Here is a 26,865-nt window from a genome sequence, read left to right on the forward strand (position 1 = left end):
CGCAGTAACCTCCGCGCGGATAATAGACAAGACGGCATCATCCCAAACGTCACTGCGAATAACACCCTTGGCATTAGGTGCACCGCATGCAAAACACAAAATGCCCAGCGTCGCCGGCAACTTTGCCCGTTCTGCGCCACAGCCATCAAGCACGCCAGCGCACCGGGCCATGTCACCTCGAACTTGCACGATAAACAACCACGCAAAACATCGATAACGCCTGGAGAATCGAGAAGATGAAAACTTTCCCGCTGGGTCTGCCGTTCCGAGCGCTTTCAATCGCGACCGCCCTATTCCTTTCGGCTTGCGCACAGACCGGCCCGGTCGAATTCTCCGCGAGCGCCAACCCGCCCGCTTCCAACAACGACGGTCCCGCCGACTTCAGCGGCATGGACAACTCGATGAACGCCTGCAAGACGCAGTCGCGACAGGCAGGCGCGGACCGCTGCACACAGGTGCGCGCCTATGAATCCTGTATGAAGAGCAAAGGCTACATCACCGTTCTAGGCCCGGAAAACCCGCCGAACTGCGGACAGCCCGACTGGGAGCAGGACGTGCGCAAGTGGCTGCGTTGAGCCGAGCAGATTCATCGACGGCGCGAGGTCCATGTCCGCCACGCCCGTGTCGGCTAACGCCGCGCGCATCATTGCACCGACGAGCAACGACACGCTTACCACACGCTAAAGTCCCGCGACGCGCATGCCGTTATGCGGTGCATGAGAAAGAAACGCCTACACTCCCGCGATATGAACAACGCCTTCGCCGCAGCCGCCGAGGCGCTTGCCCTTTTTTGCCGGCTGCGCAACGTGGATGCCGCCGACTTGCCCGCCCAGGACGTGGATACACTGCTCGACCTCGCCTTCGAAGAAGCCGCGCAGCAAGCTGCCGCCCGTAGCGAGGCGCGCCGTCCCGGCTGAGCAAGAGTATTCACGGACGGGAGCATTACTTGCTTTTCAGAACGACATGGCGCCGTGGGCCACGCGCCGCGGAGGCTCCATGTCGAAGATACTCGGCCCGATTCTGGGCCCGCACGTAGCGAACGTCGCACGTCATCCGTTCGGCTTCGTCATGCGCACGATCAAGGCATTTCGCGCCAACCAGGGCATGCTGCTCGCGGGCGCGGTGGCTTATTACGCGCTTTTGTCGATCGTGCCGCTTCTGATCCTCATCGTGATCGTGCTGTCGAAATTCATCGGACAGAAGGAACTGCTCGACACGCTCTCCCATTTACTCGAATGGCTCGTGCCGGGACAGGCACGCGCAGTCGTGCGTGAACTCGCGAATTTTTTGACGCATCGGGCGGTCATCGGTTGGCTTCTTCTCATCACGATGATCTTTTTCAGCTCGCTCGCCTTCACCGTGCTCGAGAACGCCATGTCGGTGATCTTCGTGCATCGCGTGGCGATCCGCCGTCGGCACTTTCTCCTGTCCGCCTTGCTGCCGTACTGCTACATCCTGTTCTTGGGCGTCGGCATGCTGATCGTGACTTTCGTCTCGAACGGGCTTCAGGCGATGGGCACGAACAGCCTCTATTTCCTCGGCATCGAAATATCGCTCAAGGGCGTGTCGCGCCTTTTGCTGTATTTGCTCGGCTTCGCGGGCGAGGTTTTCGTGCTGACATCGATCTATCTCGTGATGCCGGTGGGACGTCCGTCGCTGCGGCTCGCGTTGATAGGCAGTGTGACCGCTGCCATTCTTTGGGAAATCACGCGCCACGTGCTTGTCTGGTACTTCGCGACGCTTTCGCAGGTAAGCGTGGTGTACGGATCGCTGACGACGTCGATTGTCGTGCTGTTTAGTTTGGAGGCACTCGCCACGTTGTTGCTCTTTGGTGCGCAAGTAATCTCCGAGTTCGAGCGCTTCGGCCTGCCTCAGGCCACCGAGCCGCAACCGTTCCACACCGGCACGGGCTGAACCTATCCGCCTGATGGTCCGATTGCATTTTATGTGCGCTACCGCACATAAGTTTGACTTTCTCGTCCGACAAATAGCGCTAAATTCCCCATTTCGATGCGCGGGCGTGAACTCTGCTACGGTAGTATTCAAAATGCGAGCGACACGTCCTGTAAATGTCGATGGCACGGTGCTGCTCCAAGCACTTCGCCTATAAAATGCGGCGCCAGCGCTCCATACGCGGGCATCGTGCAAAGCAAACTGAATTGCATCCATTGTTGAGCGCCAGGTAACGGAGGCGTTCGGCATGCTTTATTGCGGCGAGAAGGATCAGTCGGCTGTCGCTGCATAGCCATCGATCTTCAAGGCTGTACTCATCATCAGTTGGGCCATTCGTTTGAATGGGTGCGCCACGCGGGCTTTCATATCGCATGCGCGCCATTCCACTGTTATACGGCGGTGTCGAGCGTGTTGTGTAACGCTCGTTGGACACCGCCCGACGATCACGTTCCGGAGAGCGCTGTCATGCCTCACCACGCTGAACTACCCCAGGAGAGCATCGCGGGTCATGCACGACCCGCGAATGATCCCACTGTCATTGCCATGGAAACACCGCCGCTCGATTTGGAGGATGAGCCCGTGGCGCAGCGCGCACCATTGCGCTTTGGGCGTCTCGCCTTGTGGAGCGCGTCGGCGGGCGCGTTGGCCGTCGGCGTGTTGGGAACCATCGCCTACAGCATGTGGTTCTCGCACGATCAACGCGTCTATGCCGAAGCGATGTCCAGCGCACGCCAGACGTTAGGTGTCGATCAACCGACTTTTGTCGCGGCTCAGGTGCCTGCACAGGTGCAAACGCAGACGCAAGCCGTTGGCACAGTGGAAGCGGCGCCCGTCTCCGTTCGCGATGCGTCCATGAGCACGACTGCACCCGCCGTCTATGGCGCGGACACAGTGGATGCCGCCGCCATCGCCGCCGCTCCAACGCAAGCGGCGCCGACCGTGCAACGTCCGAGCGCGGTGGCCGCAACGCGACCTCAGTCGCAAACTGCCTCGGCGCGCGGAAACCGTGCGGCTTCGGCCCAAGCGAGCGCCGGGCAGACTCAGGCTGCACGCCGTCGCGCGGCGCGCGCCAGAACGGACACCGGCCTCTTCGCGCGCGTGGGCGCGTTCTTCCATCGAGTGAGTTATCGACGCAATGCAACAGCCGGTCAGCGAGAGGAATATTCCCGTCCGTGAAGCATCGGCAGCGCCACCGATGCCCGCGGATGAAGACGCCGTGGATCGGCCGCTGCCGCATCGCATTTTGAATACCGTTCAGGCGCTCGCTCGGCGTGCGGGCATTCGCGGGCCAGCTCCGCTTGCAGCCGTGGCGTTGTCGCTGCTGCTCATCGGCCTGCTTTTTCTTGCGGTTCAGGTCCGCACCATTTTCTCGGTGCAATTGCATCAGGAATACATCGGGCTCGTGCTCGAAGCAGTCGAGCGCGCCGATGCCGCGCGTAGCGCCTCGGTGGTGCTGCTAGGCACGCCGGCGAGCGATGCACAGCACCACATTGCGTACCGCCAGGCGCGCATCGAGTTTGCCGCGCGGCTCGGAAGCCTGCACGCGCTCATCGGTTCGAGCCCGGTGCCCGCGCCGCCAATGCCCGCTGACGTCCTCTCGCCTGCTGCCGATTTTCGCGCGGCCAGCAGCGCGCTCGATTCCGTCTATGCCTACTGGCGCACCGAGCGCGACCGCGCCAGCGCCGATCTGCGCGAGCGCATCGTGAGCGTGTCGCATACGCTCATCGCGTTATCGGCGATCGTGTTCGGCGTGTTGATCACGGCGATCGGAATGTATGCAAAACGCAATCGACAATTGGTCGGCATGTCGCATGAGTTCGAACACGCTTCACTGCACGACGCGATGACGGGCCTGCCCAATCGACGCAAGCTGTTCGCGTCGCTGGAGGAGTCGGCCGCGCGCCTTGCGAACGGCGCCGAACCGGCACGCATCGCCGTGTTGTATATCGATCTCGACGGCTTCAAGCGCGTCAACGATACGCACGGTCACCGTATCGGCGACGAGTTCCTGATTGCGATATCGCGACGCTTTCGCCAGACCGTGCGTAGTGGCGACGTCGTCGCGCGTATCGGCGGCGACGAGTTCGCCGTGCTCGTGCGCGAGTTTTCCGGGGACAAGGAGCTGGCCGCGATCGCGCAACGGATCATCGATTGCGTGACCGAAACCGACATGCAGATGCGTCTTTCGCTGGTGCGAGCAAGTATCGGCATCGCGAGCTACCCGGACCGGGTGAGCGACTACTGGCGCCTCGTCGCGGTCGCCGACGACACCATGTACACAGTCAAGCGTAACGGCAAGAACAACTACGCCTTCGCCTCTCTCGCACCCGCTGCATCTGCTTCCGCTTCTATCTAGGCCGCTGCACGAAGGTCTTCCTCGCCACCGAGCGCATCGGTCAGGTCGCCGAGCATGCGCGCGAGTTCGCCTGTCATCAGCGTGAAGTCGGATTCGAAGCGTTCATCGTCGTTGGTCGCGGTGGGATCGGCGGTCTCCTTGATGACGTCGAGCGCGCTGACCCGCTTCAACGTAAGCGATGGCGTCAAGACGTAGGAAACGCGGTCGTTCCACGTCATGGCAAGCCGCATGCACTGCTTGCCCGCTTCGATATGACGGCGCATGTCTTCCGCTTCCAGCGCGTGACCCACATAGCGGACCGTTGCATTGCCCTCGCCAGCAGAACGCAGCTCGGTATCGCGATCAAGCGTAAAGCCCGCGGGCGCTTCGCCTGTGAGGAGCCACTCAGTCATCGCGGAAACGGGCGACCGAGCCACGCGCACGCTCATCAACGGAAGATCGGTCACCGACTTGACGAGCAGACCGATGATGTCGTCGCATAGCGTCGCCGACGCAGCGTCGATCGCAAGCCAGCCATTTACAGGGTCGATCCACACGCGCGTATCGCGCCGGATGCTGAACGCGCGCGGCAAGAGTTCGTCGGTGATCTGCTCCTTGAGCTCGCGCATCTGCTTGCGGCCGGGTTTGAAGCCCTGCTGTTCTTCCACTTCGAGCGCGCGTTCCTTGGTGAACTGCGTCACGACCGAAGCGGGCAAGAGCTTCTTCTCGGCGCGATACGTAATGAGCATCTGTCGGTTGACGGCATAGACGAGCGAGTCGTCGCCGCGCGGCGAAACCCAGCCGCGCCGTTCGTTCTCGACGCTCGATGCAGCACTGAAGCCAAGTGGCGCGAGCCACTGCTGCAGCTTTTCAGGGGTGATGTTCCACGGTGCGGGCAGACGGTGAAGCTGGAGGTTTTTGAACCACATGGCGAGGTATCGATGCGTTCGGGAAAAGCGCGCCATTTTATACGACGTGGCGCAAGGTCGAAGCGCGTTACACTAGAACGGCTCAAAAACGCTTGAATGCCTCAGCAATAGGAGCACCGATCATGGATGACCTGGACGCGCAAGGCACCTTTCGCGGGCTGCCGTTGACCACCGAGCAGGACGCCGAAGTGCGGCATTACATCAAGAAGAAAAAGCAGCGGAACGAGCCGTGGGATACGCCCGAACTCAGCGCAATGATCAAGGACATGCTCGACCCTCCTGGCGATGAAGACGATACCGCCGACATCGACGATGAAGAGGAAACGCGCTCCGTGGCCGAGCGTGCATCGGCGTTCATCGACGAAGACATGGACCCGATAGAGCACAACGAGGAATGGCACGCCGCCATGGAAGCCGAAGTGATGAAAGGGCCAAGACGCTAAGGCGATTAATAACACCCAGGCCAAGGCAATAAAAAGCGCCGGTAATCAGCCGGCGCCGCATGTGCTTAAAACACTGTGAGCTTTAATGTCTGTGACGCATCCAGTCGCGCGGCGGATGTGTATCGAGCCAGCGTGCCTTCGGGACGTTGATATGCGGATGACGATGATGCATCACGAGAATCACCGCGGCGCATAGCAGCACGACAATGCCCACCATCAGGCTGATCATCGGTTCGGTCATAAGCAACCTCCTTAGCGGAACAAGGGGCGACGCTTGCACTGCTTGAGAGCGTGCGGCGCTTCCAGGCATCATGCGCTTAAACGAACTTCACGGCGCAGTGCATGCCGATGGAATTTTTCAAGCCAGCCTGAGGTAAAGCTTGGAGCGACCGAGCGATCCTTAAGCGCACGTTGCTTTGTATTGCGCAAATACTTCGAAGCTTGACGGAACGAGTCGCGCACGCTTGTCCTATGATGAAGAGACTTGAAGAGACGTAAGAGAGTCGCAAGAACGCTTTAGAAGAGCCGCTCAAGGACCGCTAACCGGAGACGTGCAACATGGCAACATGGAAACCCGACCCGAGCTTCTATCCTTCGCCTCGCCTTGCAGCCAAGGCTCCGCGAGAAACACTCGCCTATGTCGCGACATTCGACCCCGAGCGCAAGACGCCCGACAAGCTGGCGGTCGTGAATGTCGATCCCGATTCGCCGGACTATACGAAGATCGTCGGCGAACTCGCCATGCCCGATACCGGCGACGAACTGCATCACTTCGGCTGGAACGCCTGCTCTTCGTGTCTTTGCCCCAATGCGCCGCATCCGCATATGGAAAGGCGTTATCTCGTGGTGCCGGGGCTGCGCTCGTCGCGCATTCATATCGTCGATACGAAGCCCGATCCAAAGCAACTCAAGATCGTGCGTACGATCGAGCCCGATGAACTCGCCGAGAAAACGGGCTATACGCGTCCGCATACCGTGCATTGCGGACCGGGAGGCATCTACGTCACGGCATTGGGCAATGCAAAAGGCAAAGCGCCCGGCGGCGTGCTGATGCTCGATCAACAGAGCTTCGATCCACTAGGCCGATGGGAAGTGGACCGCGGCCCGCAACAGCTTGCCTACGATGGCTGGTGGCATCTCGGTTACGACACGATGGTGACGAGCGAATGGGGCACGCCCGATACCTTCGAGAGCGGCCTCGTACCCGAACTTCTTTTAGGCGCGAAATACGGCAGAAAACTGCATTTCTGGGACTTCACCAAGCGCAAGCATATTCAGGAAATCGACTTTGGCGACGAGTATCAACTCGTGTTTGAACTGCGCCCCGCGCACGATCCGACCAAGGCATACGGCTTCGTGAATTGCGTCATCAGCTTGAAGGATCTGTCCTCGTCGATATGGACTTGGTATCGCGACAAGGACAAGTGGGCCGTCAAGAAGATCATCGACATTCCCGCGGAACCTGCCGATGCCTCGGTTCTGCCGCCGCTTCTTCAAGGCTTCGGCGCGGTGCCGCCGCTCGTCTCCGACATCGATCTCTCGATGGATGATCGCTTCCTCTACGTGTCCTGCTGGGGCACGGGCGACATGCTTCAGTATGACGTCTCCGATCCCTTCTCGCCCAAGCTCACGGGTAAGGTCCGCATCGGCGGGATCGTGTCGCGCGCCACTCATCCCGGCGCTAAAAACGGTGCACTGAATGGCGGACCGCAAATGGTCGAAGTCAGTCGCGATGGTCGGCGCGTCTACTTCACCAATTCGCTTTATGGCGCGGTGGACGCGCAGTTTTATCCCGAAGGTATCGACGGCTGGATGGTGAAACTCGACGCCGATCCGAACGGCGGCCTTAGCACCGACAAGAACTTCTTCATCGACTGGCCGAAGGGGCACAGGCCGCATCAGATCAGGCTGCAAGGCGGCGATTGCTCGTCGGATTCGTTCTGCTACCCGTGACCTCCTCGTCGGCGTTATGGCTCACGGCTGCGGGATTGGGCGCCTTTCATGGACTCAATCCCGCAATGGGCTGGCTCTTTGCCGTCGCGCTCGGACTCTATGCGCATAGCAGGCGCGTCGTTCTGATCTCGCTCGTGCCGATTGCGCTCGGTCATGCGTTATCGGTAGGGCTCGTGCTGGTTGGCGCGCTTACGCTCGGGACCATGCTTGGACATGAGATGCTCGCGCGTGGTGCAGGCCTGGTGCTGATCGGCTGGGGCATATGGCGGCTGTGGCGCGGTCATCGTGGACGGCCTTCGGTTGGCATGCGCACGGGCCTCGCGGGCCTCGCGTTGTGGTCGTTCGTGATGTCGAGCGCCCACGGCGCGGGCCTCATGCTCGTGCCGGCGCTCTTGCCCCTGTGCTCGGGCAAGCTTGCCGGCGGCGCGCTCGAAGCGGGCGCCCTCGCGCTCGCCATCCACACGGCGTCGATGCTTGCCGTCATTGCCGTCATCTCCATGCTGGCCGTGACGGTGCATGAGCGTGTGGGGCTCGGGTTTCTACGCACGGGGTGGGTCAACGTCGATTGGCTCTGGAGTGTGGCCCTCATCGCATGCGGCGCGTGGCTCTTCGTGTAGTCTGGATTCCGCTGCTGCAAGACAGGCCTCAAGGGCCGATGCACGTGGCGGACGCCGGCAGAAGTTAGGCGCTAAAGGCCTACTGTCGTCGATTGCGTGACTCAGTGAGTCCCGGCAATATCAACCGACATAACGATAAAAATAAAAGAACGCGGCGCAGAAAATTCCAGGAACAAATGGCCTAGTCGAACGAGGGGGAGCACACCGATGCGCGAAATTTCATACGAAGAACAAACCGTCAAATCCGGCAATCCGCTAGCGCGTTATGCACATCGAACGCGCATGAACATGGCGATCGATTTGGTGACCGGACTATGTGCGAAACGCGGCACGGTGGTCGATTTCGGTGCTGGCCCTGGACTCTTTTTGCACACGCTCGGCGAAGCGCGCCCGGACGTGACGCTCGTCGGTCACGATCCGTACATGGCGCCCACCTTTCCCGAAGTCAAATACGCGGAGTCGCTGAACAACGTAACGCCGCAAAGCGTCGACGTGCTGACCGCCTTCGAAGTCTGCGAGCATCTCTACGACAACGAACTGGCCATGCTGCTCGATGACGCCGCGCGCATTCTCAAGCCGAGCGGCGCGCTCGTGATCTCGGTGCCGATCATGTACGGCCTCGCAATCGCGCCGAAGGTATCGAACTGGATGCTCCGCAGTCGTTCCTTCAAGTCGGAATACACGCCTTCCGAAGTACTCAAGTCGATGGTCGGCATGTCCGTGAGCCGGCCGATCAATCCGCGCATCACGCATAAGGGTTTCGACTTCCGTGAGTTGCGCGATCTCGTAAGCGTGGGCTTCGATATCAATGCCGTGCATATGAGCCCGGTGCCGCATATGCCTTGGTGGTTGAGTTCGCAATACTTCATGATCTGCAGGCCGAAAGCGCAAGGTTGAGGTATTCGACTGCTGGGCGATACGCCGGGAACGCGACGAATGCGGCCCGGCGTTTCACATGGCGAGCGCTTCTGCCAGGCAATTGCATTCGGCATGCAAAAGACTGAATGCAAAAGACTGAATGCAAAATGCGCTCTCACTCTTGCCGCGATACTTCTTCCGCATCTGGTAACGCGGCGGTCGTCCATCCGCCGCCGAGCGCCTTGATCAGCGCGACGCTGGCCGCCATGCGCCGCCGCTCGATACGCACCTCAGTGCGTTGATCCGATAACACGATAGCCTGCGTCACCACTACGTTCAGATACGTGATCGCGCCGTTCTCGTAGCGATTGCCAACCTTCGATAACGCGCGCTTCGCTGCATCGACCGCGTCGCGTTGCGCTTCGCTCTCACGGCGCAAAACCTCCAGCGCGTTGAGGTTGTCCTCCACTTGCCCGAAAGCCGTGAGCACCGTTTGACGATAATCAGCGACGCTCTCGTCGTAAGTCGCGCGTGCCGCATCGCGTGCCGCGGCACGGCCACCGAAGTCCAGTGCGGTGAAAGCGAGTTGCGGCCCGAGCGACCAGAAGCGGCTTGGCGCCATCAACCAGGAACTGAAATTGGTGGCTTCGAGGCCACCCGTCGCGGCAAGCAGCAGATTCGGAAAGAACGCGGCCGTCGCCACGCCGACGCGTGCGTTGGCCTCAGCGACGCGGCGCTCGGCCGCCGCGATATCGGGCCGTCGCTCCAGCAACGCGGAAGGCACGGAAAGCGGCAGCGCAGCGAGTGCCGCCGATGGGCGCGGCGCATGCCCTTCATCGAGCGGCTCGACATCGAGCGTGAAACTCGACGGCGGCTCGCCAACGAGAATCGCGATTGCATTCACGAGGCTCGCGCGCGCGGTTTCGAGATCGATCAACTGCGCCTGCGTCGAGCGCAACTGCTCCTCCGCCTGCGCAACATCGGACTCGGCCGCGATGCCGCCTGCAAACCGGTCACGCGTCAACGCGAGCGCCTTGTCGTAGGCTTGCAGCGTCTCCTTTAAAAGCCGCTCTTCCTCCACCGTGCCGCGCAACTCGAAGTAGTTACTTGCAAGCTCGGCCTGCATCGACAGGATCGCACTTTGCAAGTCGGCTGCGCTTGCCTGCGCTCCCGCACGTCCGCCTTCGACCGCGCGGGAAATGCGGCCCCACAAGTCGGGCTCCCACGAGATTTGCGCATCGACCAGATAGTCCGGCACGGTCACGCCCGCGCTCGACTTGTACAGTATGTTCGACGACGCCCGCGACTGATTGAATGCAGCATTCGCCGTGACAGTCGGAAAGTACGCCGAACGCGCCTGCGCGACGGCCGCCCGCGCGCCGCGAAAACGCGCGGATGCCGCCACCACCGTTTGGTTCGCGCTCGCGACGCGTTCCTCCAGAGCGTTCAATTGCGGGTCGCCGTAGATTTCCCACCAGGGAGCGCGTTGCGTGGCATCGCCGGGCTGCGCGGCTTTCCAGTTTTGCGGCAGTGTGTCCGCATGAACGGGCGCATCGGCGGGTTCTGCCGTTTTGTATGCAACGGGCATCGCCACGTCGGGCTTGCTGTAATCCGGCCCGACCGCGCATCCGCTTAACATTAACGCCAGCACCGCCGCCACACTTGGCATTCGGCATTTTGCATGCAGCATGCTCATGATGCTTCGCCGCCCTGCTTCGGTTGACTCGCACCAGGCGTGGCGTTCGCGCGTCCGATACGCACCGCCGCTCCATCGATGATCGAATCCGGGGGATTCACGATCACACGCTCATCGCCCGACAATCCGGCTGCGATCGAAACGCGCGTGCCGTAATCGGTTCCAAGCGTGATCGGCAGCAGCTTCACGCGATTGTTCGCATCGACGCTCGCCGCATGCACGCCATCCGGACGAAACAGCAGCGCATTGCCGGGTAGCGTGTACGACGCGCTAGCGTTGGTGAGATGAAAGCGCACTTGCGCATAGGCGCCTGCCAGCAATTCCCCGCTCGGATTCTTCACGCCGACTTCGACACGCATGGTGCGTGCAACCGGATCGACCGCTCCCGCCGTTCGCACCGTGACGCCCTCGAACTTGCGATTGCGCTCTTCGTTGAGGATCAGTTCCGCCGGCAAGCCGGGTGTCACGAGTCGCGCGTAGGCTTGCGGCACATCGACGAACACGCGCAGCGTAGTGGCATCTTGTATATGGAAGAGCTCGCGGCCGATCCCCGCGCTGCCCGCATCGATCAACTGGCCGACATCGGTGTTGCGGGCCGTCACGACGCCATCGAACGGTGCATATATCTTCTGGAACGAAACCATCTGCTCCAGTCGCGACACGTTCGCCTGCGAGGCGTTGAACGCAGCTTCCTTGGCGAGCATGTCGCCGGTCTTTTCATCTGTCTCCTGCCGCGAGACCGAGTTGTTCTTCGCCATCTGCACCCAACGATCGGCGGTGGTCTTCGCCAACAAATAATTGGCGCGCGCCGTCTGCGCATCGGCGCGAGCCTGGCGCAGCTGATCATTGATCTCGGGTGCATCGATCTCCGCAAGCAGCTGTCCTTTGCGCACCTTGGTGCCGATATCCGCGGTCCAGCGTTTCAGATAGCCATTGGTGCGCGCAAAAATCGGGGCATCGGAGAAGGCACGGATATCGCCTGCGAGCACGAGGTCCTGTGTCGGCTTCATGCGCGTCGGCTTGATGATTTCGACGGTCTGGACGCTGTGCTCGCCGGCATCGCGTTCCAGTTCCGCGTGCGCGGAATGGCGTGACCAGATACCCTGCGCCACCAGCAACACGACGACCACGAGCGCGATCACGAGCCACATGCGCCCGCGCTTGCGTGTCGATCGTTCGTTTGACTGCTCGTTCATTCGAACTCCGTATATATCGGCATCACGACTGGCCTTGCGGCTCGCCATCCAGGTGCTTTGCGCCGCCGCGCTTGGCTTCGATACGCTTATAGATCATCGAGAACACCACGGGCACGAAGAAGAGCGTGGCGATGGTGCCGACCATCAGGCCGCCGATCACCGCGCGGCCGAGCGGCGCATTCTGTTCGCCGCCCTCGCCGAGACCGATGGCCATGGGCACCATGCCGATCATCATTGCGAGTGCGGTCATCAGCACGGGCCTGAAACGCGAGTAGCCGGCTTCGAGCGCCGAGCGCATGGCATCGCCGTGTTCCTGCAACGCAGAACGCGCAAAGCTCACGACGAGAATGCTGTTGGCCGTCGCGATGCCGATACACATGATCGCGCCGGTCAATGCGGGAATGGACAGCGTCGTATGCGTGAGGAAGAGCATCCAGACAATGCCCGCTAACGCACCCGGCAGCGCGGTGATGATGATGAACGGATCGAGCCACGACTGAAAATTCACCACGATAAGCAGATACACCAGCACGACGGCGAGAATCAATCCAAACGCCAGGCCCGAGAAAGAACCGTTCATCGTTTCGACTTGTCCACGCATGTCGATTGACGAGCCTTTGGGCAATTGGCCGCGCGCTTCGTCGATGATGCGTTGAACGTCATCCGACACCGCGCCCAGATCGCGCCGCTCGGTGCTTGCATAAAGATTGATGGTGGTCTGCGCGTTGTAGTGATACACGACGGCATCGCGCGACCCGCGAGACAATGAAGCAAGCGCGCCAAGAATATTCGTCTTGCCGCTAGCCGATGTCACTGGAATATTCGCGACTGATTGCAACGAGTTCATATCGTATTGCGGCGCGGACGTAATGACGTTGTAGCTCACGCCATTCGCGGGATTGAGCCAGAACGTAGGCGTCGTCTGCTGACTTCCCGACAGCGTGATGAGCAGATTGCTTGCGACATCGCGTTGCGTAAAGCCTGCCTGAAGCGCCTTCGTACGATCTACTTCGACGTTGACGAATGGAAGATCGGAGGGCTGCTGAATGCGCGCATCGACGAGACCCGGCACGCGACGAATCTTCTCGAGCAAGTGATTGGCGAAGGCGCGATTGCCACGCACATCGCGGCCCGTGATGGCGATATCGAGCGGCGCCGGGACACCGAAGTTGAGAATCTGACTCACGATATCCGCAGGTAGGAACGAGAACGCCACGCCGGGGAACTCCTGCGGCAAGCGCTTGCGGAGTTGGCGGATATAGTCGTCGGTCGGCGCGTGATCTTCGTTGAGCGTGATAAGCACGTCGGCATCGGCGGAACTGATGGTGCCGGTGTTGCTATACGAAAGATTGATGCCCGATACCGGCAAGCCCATGTTGTCGATGATCGAATGCACCTCGCGCGACGGGATGAGTTGGCGAATGCGCTTGTCGACACGATCGGTCAATGCCGCTGTTTCCTCGATACGTGTGCCGGTTTTCGTGCGCAAGTGCAGTGCGATCACGCCCGAATCGACGGAAGGAAAGAAGTCACGGCCAAGAAACGGTGCGAGGGCGAGCGAGAGCAGACAGCAGATGAGGAACAACGACGCGAAGCGCGCGGGATGCGCGAGCCGAGCTTCGAGAAAGGCGCGGTAGCGTCCGCGCACCGCTTCGAAGCGCCTCTCGAAACCGAGATGAATACGCACGAAGGGGTTGCGCGAACCCTTCATCGATTCGACATCGCCACCCATGTGTTCGTGGTTGCGCAACAGATACTTCGCAAGCGTCGGAACGAGCGTGCGCGAGAAGAAGTACGACGCAATCATGGCGAAAACGACTGCTTCGGCCAGCGGCACGAAGAGGTAGTGCGCAACGCCGGTAAGCAGGAACATCGGAATGAAAACGATGCAGATGGAAAGCGTGGAAACGAGCGTTGGCACGGCGATCTGTTGCGCGCCATCGAGAATCGCTTGCTCCAGTTCCTTGCCTTCTTCGAGATTCTGGCTGATGTTTTCGATAGCGACGGTAGCATCGTCCACGAGAATACCGACCGCGAGCGCCAGTCCGCCGAGCGTCATGATGTTGATGGTCTGCCCGATCGCCGAAAGTGCGACGATCGACGTGAGCATCGACAACGGAATGGAGATGGCGATGATAAGCGTCGCGCGCCAGCTACCTAAAAAAAGCAGCACCATGAGCGCGGTCAGGCCCGCCGCGATCACGGCCTCGCGCAACACACCCTCTACCGATGCGCGCACGAACAGCGATTGGTCGGCGACCGGCTCTATCTTCAAAGATTCGGGCACCATGCCACGCAGCGTCGGCAACAGGTTCTTCACGCGCGACACGATATCGAGCGTCGATGCATTGCCGCTCTTGTTGATCGTCAGAAGCGCCGCACGCGTGCCATCGAGTCGCACGATATTCGTTTGCGGCTGAAAGCCATCGCGCACGTGCGCCACGTCGCGAATATAGATGGTGCCGCCAGGCCCTGTTCGGATTGGAATGTCGTTGAGACCTTCGATCGTATCCGGGCTCGCATTGAGTCCCACTTGATATTCGGTCGGTCCGATCTTGGTCGTGCCCGTCGGCAAGATCAGGTTTTGCGCGCTGATGGCATTCACGACATCGGTGGGCGCGAGATTCTTTGCCTGCAGCCGGCGCGAGTCGATATCGACCATGATCTGCCGCTGCTTGCCGCCATAGGGCAACGGCACGGATGCACCCTGCACTGTCGCAAGCTGCGTCTTGAGAAAGCTATTGCCGAAGTCGTAGAGCTGCTGCTCGGTGAGTTCCGACGATGACAACGCAAGCCGCAAGATCGGCACGGTCGACGCATTGAAGCGCAAGATGTTCGGCGGCGTGATGCCCTGTGGCAACTGACGAAGCTGCGTCTGCGAAAGCGCGGTAATTTCCGCGATCGCTTCATCCACGTTTGCGTTCGGCTGAAAAAATATGCGGATGACCGCAATGCCTGGGAGCGATTCCGATTCGATATGTTCAATATCGTTGACCGCCACCGAAAGCCCACGCTCGTAATTAAGCGTGATGCGGCGCTCCATTTGATCGGGAGGCAAGCCCGTGTATGACCAGATTACGCTAACGACCGGAATGTCGATGTTCGGAAAGATATCGGTCGGCGTGCGCATGATCACGAGCGGGCCGATGATAAGCAGCAGCAGCGACAGGACAATGAACGTGTACGGGCGCTTAAGCGCGAGTCTGACGATCCACATCGAAGTTTCGCTTGCCCCGTTTGATGTTCGCTATTTCGAATACTTTTCGCTAAGCGCCAACTAAAGCGCTGAAAGCATCCGTACGATGACACAAACAAAGCTTACAAAACAATTTGTGCAAACGCTTGCGAGGGTTTATGCGTAAAGAATTCTTCCGATATTTCCTGAATTGTTTTTCTAAAGCCACGCTAAGACGTGTCTAGCGTTCGTCGAAGCTCACGACTATGCGTTCGCTAACCGGATGACACTGGCACGTCAGCACGAAACCGTCATCGATCTCGTGTTGCTCGAGCGTGAAATTCCGGTCCATCTTTACCTCTCCCTCAAGCACTTTTGCGCGGCACGTGCAGCACACGCCGCCTTTGCACGCATAAGGCAGCGCCAAACCCGCTTTGAGTCCGACGTCGAGCACACTCACGCCTTCATAGGGCAAACGCAGTTTGCGCCTTTTTCCGTCGATGACGAGTTCAAGGTCGGCCGCAGGCGTGTTCTCGGTAATTTCGACGGCCGGAACGCCCGCTTGCGGCAAGGGTGTGCCGAAACGCTCGACATGGATCTGTTTCTGTGCGACGCCCGAACTCTTGAGCGCGGCTTCAGCCGCATCCATCATCGGCCCAGGACCGCAAATGAAGGCTTCATCGATTTCTTGCGGAGGCACCAGCGTTTGCAGGAACGCACGGCACTTTGCTTCGTCCAGCACGCCGTTGAAGAGCTCGACATCCTGCAAGTCGTCCGAGAGCACGTGATAGAGCGAAAAGCGGCTCATATAACGGTTCTTGAGATCTTCGAGTTCTTCGGCAAACATGATCGCATCCACGCTGCGATTGCCGTACACAAGCGTGAAGCGGCTCGTGGGTTCCATATCGAGCGTGGTCTTGACGATGGCGAGCACTGGCGTGATGCCCGAGCCACCTGAAAACGCCACGTAATGCTTGGCGTGGTCCGCGTTCAGATGCGTAAAGAAACGGCCATCGGGCGTCATGACTTCGATCTCGTGGCCGGGCTTCAGCGTGTCGAATGCGAAGTTCGAAAAACGCCCGCCGCGCACGCGCTTGATGCCGATACGCAATTCTCCATCACGATCGTAGTCCGTGACACCCACGCAGATGGAATAGGACCGGCGCGTCTCTTCGCCGTCGATATGCGTCTTCAAGGTCACGAACTGCCCTTGCGTGAAGCGGAACGCGTCGCGCAGCAGTGGCGGTACATCGAACGAGACGGTGACCGCGTCGGCCGTTTCAGGACGAACCTCGCGAATGCGCAGCGGATGGAATTGCGGAGTGGCCATGAGCGTCGAATCGATAAAAAAGAAACGGATCAGTACGGCTTGAAGTAATCGAACGGCTCGCGGCAATCGACGCATCGGTACAGCGCCTTGCACGCCGTCGAGCCGAATTGCGCGAGCTTTTCCGTATGCGTCGAACCGCAACGAGGACACGCGACCGGCTCCTGCTTCATAGGCTTATATGGCACGAAACGCAGCGGTTGCTCCTGATTCGGCGCAGCAGTTCCACATTGCCCCGTCGGCGGCGCGATGCCATAACGTCGTAGCTTGTCGCGCGCTTCATCGGTGATCCAGTCGGTGGTCCATGCCGGCGCGAGCACCGTCTCAATGCGATGCGCCCCGAGCTTCGCGGTATGGATTGCATACGCGATGTCCTCGGCGATCTGCGACATGGCAGGACATCCCGAGTAAGTCGGCGTAATCACGACCTCGAGCACGCCGTCCGCGCCATGACGCACGTCGCGCAAGATGCCCAGTTCGCGTATGGATACGACGGGGATCTCCGGGTCCGGCACGGCTTCGAGCACGCACCATACGTGTTGCAAGAAAGTATCGGCGTGCATGGTGTTCACCAGCTTGCGCCCGGGTGCTGACGTGCGAGGCTTTGCATCTCCGCGAGCAGATAACCCATATGCTCGGAGTGTTCGCCGAGTTTGCCTGTGCTGACATGCTTTACATCGGCGGGCGCGGTGAGTGTGGCTTCGTTTAAAGCGTCGTCGAGTTGTGCGCGCCATGCCGCTTCGGAATCGCTCGCAAGCGGCGCGATGCCTGCTTGTGCAACGGCGCGCTCGATTGCATCGATCGCAAAAAACTCGCGTGTGTAAGGCATCAAATAGTCGAGTGCAGCCTGTGCGCGTCGATGCGATTCCTCCGTGCCGTCACCGAAGCGCACGAGCCAGTCGCGTGCATGATGCAAGTGATAACGCACTTCCTTGATCGACTTCGCGGCAATGGCGGCAAGCTGCGCATCGGCCGATGCCTGCAAGGCCGTCCATAGTTCAGACATCAACGCCGAATAGAGGAAGTTGCGCACGATGGTCACTGCGTAATCGCGCTCGGTTCGCACCGTGCCCGCGAACGGTCCATAGTGCGGCAGCTCGGCAATCGTATAGTTGGCGAACTCACGCTCGCCACGAAAGTACGCGTAGTCGTCTTCGGTTTTCTGCGTGCCGGTCATCTCGGCTTCGAGCGTTGCCGCATGCGAATAAAGCAAGCGCGCCTGTCCGATGAGATCGAGACTCATGTTAGCGAGCGCGATGTCTTCCTCGAGCGCGGGACCGTGGCTGCACCATTCGGCGTTTCGCTGACCGAGGATCAACGCGTTGTCGGCGAGGCGCAGGACGTAAGCGAGATGTTCGCGCGTCGAAATGAGCGTCGTCATGTCCCGCCTTTACATGTGATTGATTTCGTCCGGCAGCACGAAGAACGTAGGATGCCGATATATCTTGTCGATCGCGGGTTCGAATAATTCGCCCTTGTCCGCCGGGTCCGATGCCGTGATAGCCGATGATGGCACCACCCAGATGCTCACGCCTTCCTGACGCCGCGTATAGACATCGCGCGCCATTCTCAACGCAGCGCCCGCGTCGGGCGCATGCAGGCTGCCGCAATGCTTGTGATCTAGACCCTGCTTGCTACGCACGAACACTTCCCAGATCGGCCATTCCTTGCTCATCGTCGTCTCCTTCATGCGGCCTGTTTCTGCTGATCCTGCGCTTTGCGCGCTTGTTTGTCGGCATAAGCGAGCGCCGCTTCGCGCACCCACGCGCCATCGTCATTCGCCTTTACGCGAGTCGCAAGCCGTTCCTTGTTGCACGGACCGTCACCATTGACCACTCGCCAGAATTCGTCCCAGTCGATCTCGCCGTAGTCATGCGCACCGCGCGCTTCGTTCCATTTGAGATCGGGATCGGGCAACGTTACGCCGAGAATCTTCGCTTGCTCGACGGTGGCATCGACGAACTTTTGCCGCAGGTCGTCGTTCGAAATGCGCTTGATGCCCCACGCGAACGACTGGCCGCTATGAATGGAATCCTTGTCGCTCGGTCCAAACATCATCAGCACGGGCCACCACCAGCGATTCACGGCTTGCTGCACGAGGTCCTTCTGCGCTTGTGTGCCTTTCATCATCGCGAGCAGGGCATCGAAGCCCTGCCGTTGGTGGAACGACTCTTCCTTGCAAATGCGGATCATCGCGCGCGCGTAAGGGCCGTAAGTACAGCGGCACAGCGGTATCTGATTCATGATCGCGGCGCCATCCACGAGCCAGCCGATCACGCCCACGTCGGCCCATGTAGGCGTCGGATAGTTGAAGATGCTCGAATATTTGGCCTTGCCCGCATGCAGCGCGTTGGTCAGTTGGTCGCGCGAGACGCCGAGCGTTTCAGCCGCGCTGTAGAGATACAAGCCGTGGCCGCCCTCGTCCTGCACCTTGGCGAGCAGGATCGCCTTGCGCTTCAGGCTAGGCGCACGACTGATCCAGTTGCCCTCGGGCTGCATGCCGATGATCTCCGAGTGCGCGTGCTGAGATATCTGCCGCACCAACGTCTTGCGATACGCCTCGGGCATCCAGTCTTGCGGTTCGATCTTGCCATCCGCCTGCATCACCGCATCGAAATGTTGCTGTTGCGACGACGCCTCGGCTGTCGCGTCCGAAACCGCGGGCTGACCCGGAAGATCGAGGGATTGCGTGTACATGCGAGACTCCGCTCTATTTTGAGAAGCGATGCAGCGAGTATATCGATTAACCGACCGTCCGGTTGATTAATTTTAAGATGAACGTCTTGAACGCCGATAGGCTAGGTTAAACCCTAATGTTGTATGCCAGTGAGTGGTATTTTTAATTCAAGCGCATCCATGGATTGTTGCCATCCCTAGAAAGATCCTTCAACGGATCGATAGATGATCCGCGACTCAGCCCTCTCTACACTCCGTGCAAACGCTGTCCCGAAAGCTATTCGAAGAGCACGACCTATCCACCACGGAGCCGACATCCATGAAACCGTTCTTCTCTGCGATTGCCATCGCCGCTACTTTTGCCGTCCCCGCCCTTTCTTACTCGCAAACGGATGCGCCGCTTACTCGCGCGCAGGTTCGCGCCGAACTCGCGCAACTAGAGAACGCCGGCTACAACCCGGTCGCAGCCGATCCTACCTATCCGTCGAACATTCAGGCAGCCGAAGCGCGTGTGGGCACGCAATCCATTGCGCAAGCGTCAACGCAGTCGAATGACTATGGTTCGGTCACGGCTGGGTCGTCGCAAGCTGGTCGCACGACGAGCACTCAACCTCGCGCGTTCGGCACGTTTTTCGGGCAGTAAGCGCTGGGGTTGTCTGCGCTTGGCGTGTGCTTGTGTTGCTTGGGGCGTCATTGGATGCAGAATGCAAAGCCAAGGTACTTTGCATTCAAATGCACGCGGCCTATCCGTGCTGGCAATCTCATTTCGCGCTTCGCGACATTGCGACACGAGGACATTCATAGCGGCGGCGCCACTCGATCTGCCTCTTACAAGAACAGTAACGAGCAAACGCCGAGCGCGCGGACAACTCAGTTGGCAGGGATCGTCACGACCGGCGCTTTCGATGTGTCCGTCACTTCGGCTAGCGCCATCAGGTTCTGCACGACGGTAAATGCGTACTTCGAATCGAAATCCCTTCTGTCGATCCAATAGTTCGTTTTATCGTAGGGCACGCTGACATACGCATCCTGCGGCGGCTTCTCGCCCACTTGCACGATGATGGTCGGACGCGTCTCTCCGCCGATCAACCCGATGGTCGGCTTGGTTGCTCCCGTGTCCACCTGCTCGTCCGGCACGGTGATCTGCGCGCCGATATCGGTCAGGATCCCAAGCACGGAACGCGTGACCATCGGAATGCGATCATGATCCGCCGCCTGGCCGTAGACGAGTTCATACGTCTTCATCTTCGGGGACAACTTGAGCAGCTTGCGCACGAGCGTGAGATCGCCGACGGTCTGCTTGTTAGTGCCGCTGCGCGTTGCGCCGAGCGTGATGAACACGCCGCCATCCTTTCCATTACGTGATTCAATATTCAATTCGCCGGCCAGTTGCAGACGGCGCAGCGCTTGAATCAGCATGAAAAATTCAGGCGCGCCTGATCCATTCGGGCCGCCGAGCGCCGTGCCGTTCTGTAACCCGCCGATGGATTGCGCCGTGATGCGCAAGAGCAGATCGACCGGAATGCCGCTTTCGGCAAGCGGCATCACGAGCGCGGGTGCGAGCGGGCGGATGTATGCGCTCGCGTAGGCGTCGCCCGTGGTAGGGGTGAAGGTGAAAGTCGGATGGTTCGAATACGACACGCTTCCGGTGGCTGCCGCGTAGTTCGGCACGCTGCCAGAACCCGCATTGAGCGTGGCGCCAGCGGTGGTATCGAACGTGTAGGCGGCAATGATGCTGCTCACCGTGAGGAATGAAGGCGAATCCGCGAAGCGCAAACCGACGATTGCGGCAAGAATTTCGCGCTTCTTGGCATCGCCGAGTGCGCGTGAATAGTCGACCTGATCGGCTTTTAGACGGCTCGGGCCGATGCCCGCGCAGCCTGCCGCCAGGAAAGATGCAGAGAGTACAGCTATCGATAGGGCTTTCCGTGTCATGGCTCTCGGGGGAATTGACGGGGAGGATCGTCGGCATGTCGCCGCGGAACATTCGGGCGGTTGTCGCAAATTTCATACCTTTGCCAACCGATTGCATGTTGAATGCGGTGGACCGGATGCCTGGAACCTGCGCCATCTTCGCGTCGCACGAACGTGGCTTTCCTTCGGAGCGTCGCATGTTACTGTTAGACACGCCCTAACGATTTGCATTTTGCATGCGGTCGACCCAATGCATACTGCCTCTCCGCTCTCGCCTTGCACGAAAGCGTCTCTCTTCCGGCGCCGTACACGTTGGTGCCTAATGCACCCGGCCGGCACACAAGCCGTCGCGAAAGCCGCGAGCGATCACTTGGAAGCGTCGTTGCCAAAACTTTGCGATGACACCGTCCCCGATGCCGCCGCGCCATGCGTCCCACCGCGGATATGCCGATTCGCGTCCGCATGCTGCGCGACCAACCGATCGAGATGGTCCTGCGCGAAGCGCGGACCATCGTCGCGTGCGAATGCCGGTGCACCGAGTGTTGCAGCGCATGCAAAACCGATCATGGCAAGAAACGTTTTCTTCATGATTCACCCCCGCAATAGTCGACGGCCCGATCACGCCCTATCGCATCGGCCGTGGATCAAGGATCGCACATTCACGTCGATCCGTCCGTGCGCAAGATGCATGGGTCCCCCTCGTATCCGCCAAAATACAGCCGCTCCATGCCCGCGCGCCGTTTACGCGTATCCGATGCTTGCAGCTTGCCCCGCGATTTCCTATCCCTTACTCAAGGCGCTTTTGTCAGACCGCTGACAACGTATGAGAGCGTATCGAGACTTGGTAAGGAGACCCTTCATCATGAATCTCGCCATCTTTTTCGACGGCACCTGGAACGAACCCAACGATCGCACCAACGCATATCTGCTCTACAAGCTCGCACCCGAGACGGACGAGCAAGAAACGCTCTACGTTCAAGGCGTCGGGACACAAGGTAACGGGCTGTTCGCGCTGGCCAGCAAGTTCCTCGGCGGCGCGTTCGGCGACGGGCTATCGGAAAACATCAAGGCCGGTTATGCGTGGCTTTGCGAACGCTACAATCCGGGCGCATCGATCTTCATTCTCGGCTTCAGTCGCGGCGCCTATTCGGCGCGCAGTCTTGCCGGGCTGATCCGCAAATGCGGGCTCGCCACCGACACGGGACAAGATTCGATCGATCAGGCATACGGCATCTATCGTGATCAGAATGCGAGCGCCACGGATGACGCAGTCGTCGCGTATCGCAAGCAGTTCTCGCGCGATGTGGATATCGCATTCGTTGGCGTCTGGGATACGGTCGGCGAACTGGGCATTCCAGTCGGCACATTGCCGGTGCCGGGATTTTCGAGCTACTACAAGTTCCACGATACGACGCTGTCCAACACGACGAAGGCCGCGTATCACGCGATCGCGGCCAGCGAATATCGCTCGCTCTATGCGCCGACGTTGTGGACGCAAGGTTCCGAGGATCGTGGCAACTTGCCGCTCGAGCAGCGCTGGTTCATGGGCGCGCATGCCAATGTCGGCGGCGGCTACCTGAGTCCACCACGCACCCCCGAAGATCTGCTACCGCTGATTCCCGCCGAATGGCTGCGTGAAAAGGCGGCATCGCATGGCCTCGTGTTCGACAAGCCAATCGATATTCCGTTAGCCGCTTACGCGTGCGAGCCAATCGATTCATACGCCGAGTTCACCAGCAAAAGCGCCGTGCTAAGGGATGTTTGCGAAAAGGCACCGCGTGTTGCAGGTACGGCGCTCAACGAGACGATCGATCCAAGCCTTTCCAAGCGGCTCGATACGCCCGGCTTTCTGGACATCTATCCGCAACTCTGCGCACAGCTTCGCAGGCTGCCAGTTGGTCAATAAGCAAGCAGTCGATCGATCAGTAATCCGATCAATTGGCGATACCCGCATCAGGACTATCGCCTATTCGGTTTGATCGACGGGAGACCGTAATGAGCGTACCGTCCACACCGCAACTCCGCGCAGGCGAGCGCGAAGATATCGAGCCGAGCGATACGGAAGCCGGGCACGGCGATCCCGGGCCGCGCGCGGCCGAGGATCTCGCCAAATGCGAAGCACTCATCTCACGCGCTGCCGCAACCGGTACGATCCTCGACAACGCCGACGTCGACGCGGTGCGTAACGCGCGCTGCGCCTTCGATTGCGGCGTGTGGAATCGCGCTACCGCCAGTGCGTTTTATGGTGCGATGAGCCGTATCGCGGCAGCGTCGCATTATCCGGGCAGCAGCATCGTCGCCGATCTCGATCACTGCCGCGACATGGTCTCGTATGGCGCACAAAACGGCAAACCGCTCGATGAACACGATGTCGAAGCCATGTCGAGGGCACGCGCCGCCCAGCAAAACCGCACGTGGAACGCGGAAACGGAGAGCGCCTTCTATGCCGCGATGAGCCGTATCGCGCATGCGGTGACGCCTGTCGTCGCCGCGACTGCCGGCAACGAAGCACGCGAAGGCGCGCGTCGTGCAATCCGCATCTATACGCGCTCGGCGATTGCGCTCACCGTGCTGGTGGTGTCGTTGTCGTGCCTGCTCTTCGTGGGCAATCAGATTTCGAGCGATATCGCCAACGTCGTGAAGAGCAACGACGCGGCCGCGCTCACACTGCACAACCAGTTGCAGGCGCATGCGGTGGCTATCGGCGAGGCTGTCAAAAAGAAGGACGATGCCGCTCTCATCGCACTGCAGAACTCGCAGCCCGCTCTGCAGATCAAGGAGGAACTGCAAAACTTCGCGACCAATAACCGGCAGCTTTTCGCGGACGTGTCCCGCATTAGTGCGTTGACCACCGGCCTTGGACTCGGCGTCATCCGCAGCCCTTATAAGCGGCCTTGCGACGATCAAGAGAGCGTGCTTAATTTTCAGAGCGCGTACCGCACTTCGCATTCGCGTCGATACACCGGCGGTAATGTAGACAGCGACTGGCAATGCAATCCGGACGTCGCCCGGAAGGTTCTCGAAATCACACTGCCGCTACTGGCCAAGCCGCGCGCGCAGACCGGGGACGAGCATCCGCCGACCGATCTCGACGCTGTCGAGCAAGGGTTTCAGAAGATCGCCGTCTATCAGGACATCCGCGCGATGGCGCTGTATGCAAACGACATCATTCTTTCCATTGTGGGTGCTGTGACCGGCTTCTTGCTGCCCGTGCTGTATGCATGGCTCGGTGCGTGCGCCGCGATCTTGCGGCAGTTGAGCGCGGAGTCGTCTGCCAGCACGTTTCATCCCGAGCATTCGAAAGTGGCGAATCGCGCACATGTGACAAGCGCGATCATCGTCGGCATTTCCATTGGACTCTTCAGCAAGCTATTGGAGGGCGGCAAGGACGTATCGCCGCTCGCGTTGGCGTTCATTGCGGGGTACGCGTCGGACAAGTTCTTCTATTTCGTCGATCGCCTCGTCGGCGCGATGTTTCCCCCGCGCGACGCACCGCCGGCCCGGGGGCATGCTTCTGGAACGCTGTCTGGCGGTAAGACCAGAAGTTCGGCTGGCAGCGCCGCGGCCCGGTCTGTCGAAGGTGGTGAATCGCCGCGAGGGCACGCGTGATTTTGCATGCTGCATGCCGCATTAAGAATGCAGCATGCAAACGCTCATCAGAACACCTGTGGTGGCGTTCCATCGGTCAAACCACGCGGCAGCGGTTCATCGATCGCAAATTCCACGTTCGGATAATCCTGCAACCGCCCGCTCACTTCCGTCTCGCCTTCGCTCGTGAACAGTCCATCGAGATAATCGAACGACAGCTCTTCCACCAAAGCCTTGAGCGCCAGTTCCGGGCTGCGCTTGGGCTCCACGGAAATCTCGCCTACATCGAGACTCGCCCAATACTCTCCGTCTTTGGATTCGATCGCGCCGATGTCGATAACCTTGCCGTCGACATTCTGTGCCAGTACGCGCTGTTCGACGGCGAAAAGGCGAAACAACTGTTCATCGAGTGATTCGTCTTTGGTGGTCATGTCCGTATCTCCGTTACAGGCCCTTGAGCGAGACTCAATGCCGACGTTTGCATGCGAAATACCATTCGCAGCAAAGGCTGCGCCAGCAAGCCCGCAACCCGGCAACACGGCATCAACCCGACATCGACCACGTAAACGAAAAAACCGGACGCCGAGGCGCCCGGTTTTCTGCATGCAGCTTTGTACAACCCGCTCGGCAGCCCGAAAGCTTAGAAGCGGTGAATGATACCCACGCCTGCCGCGAACTGGCTGCGCGAGGTCGACGGAGCGCTTTGGAAGCCGTCGCCGATCGAAGCCGTGGCGTTGATCTGGCGATTCGTCGCGCCCGCAGCGGTGAACGTCGGCGTGCCGAGCGTGCGGCCGTTGGCGCGCTGGAATGCTTCCAGTGCATACAGACCCGTGCGCTTGGACAGCGAGTAGTACTGGCTCAGGTTGAACTGATGGTAGGACGCTGCATCGTCGATACCGTTCGCCTTGCTTGCCCACGTGTAGCTGTAGCCAGCGGCAAAGTCCCATGCCGCCGTTGCCTTCCAGTGCAGCACGGTGCCAGCCGTATTGAAGATCGCCGTGTCGGTGAACTTCGAGTTGATACCCGGGATGTACTGAACGTTCGTGTACGTCGCCGAAATATCCCACTGGCTGTTGAACGTGTAGCCGCCGCCAACCGCGAAGCGGTTCTGAGCTTGCGCGCCCTGATAACCGTTCGTGACTGCCGAGATGCCCGACTGGCCGCCCGTGTTGGTCGTCGAATCCGCGCCGTACACGCCGCCGCCGATCGTCGAGTTGTTGATACGCGTGAACGCGACCGTCGCGCCGATCGGGCCTTGCGCGTACTGCAAGGCGCCCGACCACGTCGATCCGCGATAGGCGCTATCCGGCGTGCCAGCCAACGAGTACGAGCCGCTTGCCGTGAAGCCGAAGAGTTTCGGCGACGTGTAGACGATCGAGTTGTTCGCGCGGTAGATCGTATCCAGTTCGTCCAGATCGCCCGGGTGCGCGCCGAAGTATCCGGTCAGCCAGTTCGTCGGGCTATACGGCGCCATCAGCGTGTAATACGACGTGTATTGGCGACCGAGAGTCAACGTACCGTAGGTGGGGTTCGTGAGACCGACCCAAGCCTGGCGGCCGAACATCGCGTTGGCGTATTGCTGTCCGCCATTGTTGATGTTGAAGCCCGATTCCAACTGGAAGATTGCCTTGTTGCCGCCGCCGAGATCTTCCGCGCCCTTCAGGCCGAAGCGGCTACCCGCCCAGATGCCCGATGCCAGCTTGACGTTCGAACGTCCGCCGCTGTTGGAGCCAAGTGCGCCCTGGCTGCTCTGGTAGACGATCGAGTCATCGACGATACCGTAAAGCGTCACGCTGCTTTGAGCGAACGCCGGGACTGCTGCGGCAAAGGCGGTGGCGGCGACGATGGCAGCCTTGGTCAAGCGGAAACCCTTCATTTCTTCTCCTGTGTGCGAATGGCGAATCTTCTGATCTTTAGTGAGCCGGTAACGGATGCCGCTTAGCGCTGAACCGCCTGTATAAACTCGTAACATTTGATCGCTGGCAAGTGTATGGCTTACGGATGCAATGCGAAAGAATCAGGCAGATTCGTGTCTTTTTTTTGCACTGTGTGGTTAACCAGTATTTTCTGGCGCGCAAATATTGGGCATCCGGTCATGAAACTGACCGGTAGCTGACAACTGCAGGACGGATATCGAGATGTGAAGAGAGCGGGGAAAAGTTGTGACGAAGCCGGCGTGATCGCCTGAAAGCCTTACTGGGTAAG

Annotated in this window: 26 protein-coding genes; 12 read left to right on the forward strand and 14 right to left on the reverse strand. The window is 59.9% G+C overall.

Annotated elements, in window-relative coordinates; translation table 11 throughout:
• The first annotated feature begins 236 nt into the window (after positions 1 to 236).
• From NCT03_RS07845 to NCT03_RS07865, 5 genes are all read left to right on the forward strand, one after another.
• Positions 237 to 575: a hypothetical protein gene (locus tag NCT03_RS07845; RefSeq protein WP_250492419.1), complete on the forward strand. Its 339-nt coding sequence runs from the start codon at positions 237 to 239 to the stop codon at positions 573 to 575.
• A gap of 171 nt (positions 576 to 746) precedes the next feature.
• A complete protein-coding gene (locus NCT03_RS07850; protein ID WP_250464626.1) occupies positions 747 to 917 on the forward strand; it encodes a hypothetical protein in 171 nt (56 codons plus the stop codon).
• Between the two features lie 79 nt (positions 918 to 996).
• A complete protein-coding gene (locus tag NCT03_RS07855; protein WP_244827851.1) occupies positions 997 to 1,914 on the forward strand; it encodes a YihY/virulence factor BrkB family protein in 918 nt (305 codons plus the stop codon).
• Positions 1,915 to 2,418: 504 nt separating this feature from the next.
• On the forward strand, positions 2,419 to 3,129 hold the full coding sequence (locus tag NCT03_RS07860) for a hypothetical protein (RefSeq protein ID WP_244827850.1): 711 nt from the start codon (positions 2,419 to 2,421) through the stop codon (positions 3,127 to 3,129).
• 19 nt (positions 3,130 to 3,148) lie between these two features.
• On the forward strand, positions 3,149 to 4,309 hold the full coding sequence (locus NCT03_RS07865) for a GGDEF domain-containing protein (RefSeq protein WP_250492420.1): 1,161 nt from the start codon (positions 3,149 to 3,151) through the stop codon (positions 4,307 to 4,309).
• Here the strand turns inward: NCT03_RS07865 and NCT03_RS07870 are convergent.
• Positions 4,306 to 5,217, reverse strand: a complete 912-nt coding sequence (locus tag NCT03_RS07870; RefSeq protein ID WP_250492421.1) for a recombination-associated protein RdgC — start codon at positions 5,215 to 5,217, stop codon at positions 4,306 to 4,308. The genes NCT03_RS07865 and NCT03_RS07870 overlap by 4 nt on opposite strands.
• A 122-nt stretch (positions 5,218 to 5,339) precedes the next feature.
• On the opposite strand from NCT03_RS07870, the gene NCT03_RS07875 reads away from it, so the two are divergent.
• Positions 5,340 to 5,660, forward strand: a complete 321-nt coding sequence (locus NCT03_RS07875; RefSeq protein ID WP_250492422.1) for a hypothetical protein — start codon at positions 5,340 to 5,342, stop codon at positions 5,658 to 5,660.
• Positions 5,661 to 5,742: 82 nt separating this feature from the next.
• Here NCT03_RS07875 and NCT03_RS07880 read toward each other — a convergent pair whose 3' ends face one another.
• Complete coding sequence (locus tag NCT03_RS07880; protein WP_244827846.1) at positions 5,743 to 5,901, reverse strand: hypothetical protein; 159 nt, start codon at positions 5,899 to 5,901, stop codon at positions 5,743 to 5,745.
• 317 nt (positions 5,902 to 6,218) lie between these two features.
• Between NCT03_RS07880 and NCT03_RS07885 the strand changes: the two genes are divergently transcribed.
• The 3 genes from NCT03_RS07885 to NCT03_RS07895 all read left to right on the forward strand — a co-directional run bounded on the left by NCT03_RS07885 (position 6,219) and on the right by NCT03_RS07895 (position 9,127).
• Positions 6,219 to 7,613 carry a selenium-binding family protein gene (locus NCT03_RS07885; protein ID WP_250492423.1) on the forward strand — a complete coding sequence of 465 codons (1,395 nt, stop codon included), beginning with the start codon at positions 6,219 to 6,221 and terminating at the stop codon, positions 7,611 to 7,613.
• A complete protein-coding gene (locus NCT03_RS07890) occupies positions 7,610 to 8,230 on the forward strand; it encodes a hypothetical protein (RefSeq protein WP_250492424.1) in 621 nt (206 codons plus the stop codon). The genes NCT03_RS07885 and NCT03_RS07890 overlap by 4 nt, the downstream gene beginning before the upstream one ends.
• Before the next feature lie 288 nt (positions 8,231 to 8,518).
• Positions 8,519 to 9,127 carry a class I SAM-dependent methyltransferase gene (locus tag NCT03_RS07895; protein ID WP_250492425.1) on the forward strand — a complete coding sequence of 203 codons (609 nt, stop codon included), beginning with the start codon at positions 8,519 to 8,521 and terminating at the stop codon, positions 9,125 to 9,127.
• A gap of 136 nt (positions 9,128 to 9,263) precedes the next feature.
• Here NCT03_RS07895 and NCT03_RS07900 read toward each other — a convergent pair whose 3' ends face one another.
• The 8 genes from NCT03_RS07900 to paaA all read right to left on the reverse strand — a co-directional run bounded on the left by NCT03_RS07900 (position 9,264) and on the right by paaA (position 19,179).
• Positions 9,264 to 10,757 carry an efflux transporter outer membrane subunit gene (locus NCT03_RS07900; RefSeq protein WP_250492426.1) on the reverse strand — a complete coding sequence of 498 codons (1,494 nt, stop codon included), beginning with the start codon at positions 10,755 to 10,757 and terminating at the stop codon, positions 9,264 to 9,266.
• A gap of 23 nt (positions 10,758 to 10,780) precedes the next feature.
• On the reverse strand, positions 10,781 to 11,980 hold the full coding sequence (locus NCT03_RS07905; protein WP_250464612.1) for an efflux RND transporter periplasmic adaptor subunit: 1,200 nt from the start codon (positions 11,978 to 11,980) through the stop codon (positions 10,781 to 10,783).
• A 22-nt stretch (positions 11,981 to 12,002) separates the two neighbouring features.
• Positions 12,003 to 15,197, reverse strand: coding sequence for an efflux RND transporter permease subunit (locus NCT03_RS07910; protein WP_250464610.1), 3,195 nt, complete (start codon positions 15,195 to 15,197; stop codon positions 12,003 to 12,005).
• 199 nt (positions 15,198 to 15,396) lie between these two features.
• Positions 15,397 to 16,485: a 1,2-phenylacetyl-CoA epoxidase subunit PaaE gene (gene paaE, locus NCT03_RS07915; protein ID WP_250492427.1), complete on the reverse strand. Its 1,089-nt coding sequence runs from the start codon at positions 16,483 to 16,485 to the stop codon at positions 15,397 to 15,399.
• Between the two features lie 29 nt (positions 16,486 to 16,514).
• On the reverse strand, positions 16,515 to 17,045 hold the full coding sequence (paaD, locus tag NCT03_RS07920) for a 1,2-phenylacetyl-CoA epoxidase subunit PaaD (RefSeq protein ID WP_250492428.1): 531 nt from the start codon (positions 17,043 to 17,045) through the stop codon (positions 16,515 to 16,517).
• Positions 17,046 to 17,050: 5 nt separating this feature from the next.
• The gene (gene paaC, locus NCT03_RS07925; RefSeq protein ID WP_250492429.1) at positions 17,051 to 17,863 is read right to left on the reverse strand and encodes a 1,2-phenylacetyl-CoA epoxidase subunit PaaC; all 813 of its coding nucleotides are present in this window, start codon (positions 17,861 to 17,863) and stop codon (positions 17,051 to 17,053) included.
• A gap of 9 nt (positions 17,864 to 17,872) precedes the next feature.
• Positions 17,873 to 18,157 (reverse strand): 1,2-phenylacetyl-CoA epoxidase subunit PaaB, encoded by a 285-nt coding sequence (gene paaB, locus NCT03_RS07930; protein ID WP_250464602.1) that lies wholly within the window; start codon positions 18,155 to 18,157, stop codon positions 17,873 to 17,875.
• A gap of 11 nt (positions 18,158 to 18,168) precedes the next feature.
• Positions 18,169 to 19,179 carry a 1,2-phenylacetyl-CoA epoxidase subunit PaaA gene (paaA, locus tag NCT03_RS07935; RefSeq protein WP_250492430.1) on the reverse strand — a complete coding sequence of 337 codons (1,011 nt, stop codon included), beginning with the start codon at positions 19,177 to 19,179 and terminating at the stop codon, positions 18,169 to 18,171.
• 298 nt (positions 19,180 to 19,477) lie between these two features.
• Between paaA and NCT03_RS07940 the strand changes: the two genes are divergently transcribed.
• Positions 19,478 to 19,801, forward strand: a complete 324-nt coding sequence (locus tag NCT03_RS07940; RefSeq protein WP_250492431.1) for a DUF4148 domain-containing protein — start codon at positions 19,478 to 19,480, stop codon at positions 19,799 to 19,801.
• Positions 19,802 to 20,028: 227 nt separating this feature from the next.
• On the opposite strand, the gene NCT03_RS07945 is transcribed toward NCT03_RS07940, so the two are convergent.
• Entirely contained in the window at positions 20,029 to 21,093 is a 1,065-nt protein-coding gene (locus NCT03_RS07945; RefSeq protein WP_244827833.1) for a hypothetical protein, read from the reverse strand.
• Between the two features lie 345 nt (positions 21,094 to 21,438).
• On the reverse strand, positions 21,439 to 21,660 hold the full coding sequence (locus NCT03_RS07950) for a hypothetical protein (protein ID WP_250492432.1): 222 nt from the start codon (positions 21,658 to 21,660) through the stop codon (positions 21,439 to 21,441).
• Positions 21,661 to 21,934: 274 nt separating this feature from the next.
• On the opposite strand from NCT03_RS07950, the gene NCT03_RS07955 reads away from it, so the two are divergent.
• Positions 21,935 to 22,978: a T6SS phospholipase effector Tle1-like catalytic domain-containing protein gene (locus NCT03_RS07955; RefSeq protein ID WP_250492433.1), complete on the forward strand. Its 1,044-nt coding sequence runs from the start codon at positions 21,935 to 21,937 to the stop codon at positions 22,976 to 22,978.
• An 89-nt stretch (positions 22,979 to 23,067) separates the two neighbouring features.
• On the forward strand, positions 23,068 to 24,681 hold the full coding sequence (locus NCT03_RS07960) for a hypothetical protein (protein ID WP_250492434.1): 1,614 nt from the start codon (positions 23,068 to 23,070) through the stop codon (positions 24,679 to 24,681).
• A gap of 47 nt (positions 24,682 to 24,728) precedes the next feature.
• Here the strand turns inward: NCT03_RS07960 and NCT03_RS07965 are convergent, their stop codons facing one another.
• Together NCT03_RS07965 and NCT03_RS07970 are read right to left on the reverse strand one after the other, a co-directional pair.
• Positions 24,729 to 25,091 (reverse strand): hypothetical protein, encoded by a 363-nt coding sequence (locus NCT03_RS07965; protein WP_250492435.1) that lies wholly within the window; start codon positions 25,089 to 25,091, stop codon positions 24,729 to 24,731.
• Between the two features lie 209 nt (positions 25,092 to 25,300).
• Complete coding sequence (locus NCT03_RS07970; protein ID WP_244827828.1) at positions 25,301 to 26,536, reverse strand: porin; 1,236 nt, start codon at positions 26,534 to 26,536, stop codon at positions 25,301 to 25,303.
• Between the last annotated feature and the right edge of the window lie 329 nt (positions 26,537 to 26,865).

Origin of the sequence: Caballeronia sp. GAWG1-1, assembly GCF_023631465.1 — a bacterium.
Lineage (GTDB): Bacteria > Pseudomonadota > Gammaproteobacteria > Burkholderiales > Burkholderiaceae > Caballeronia.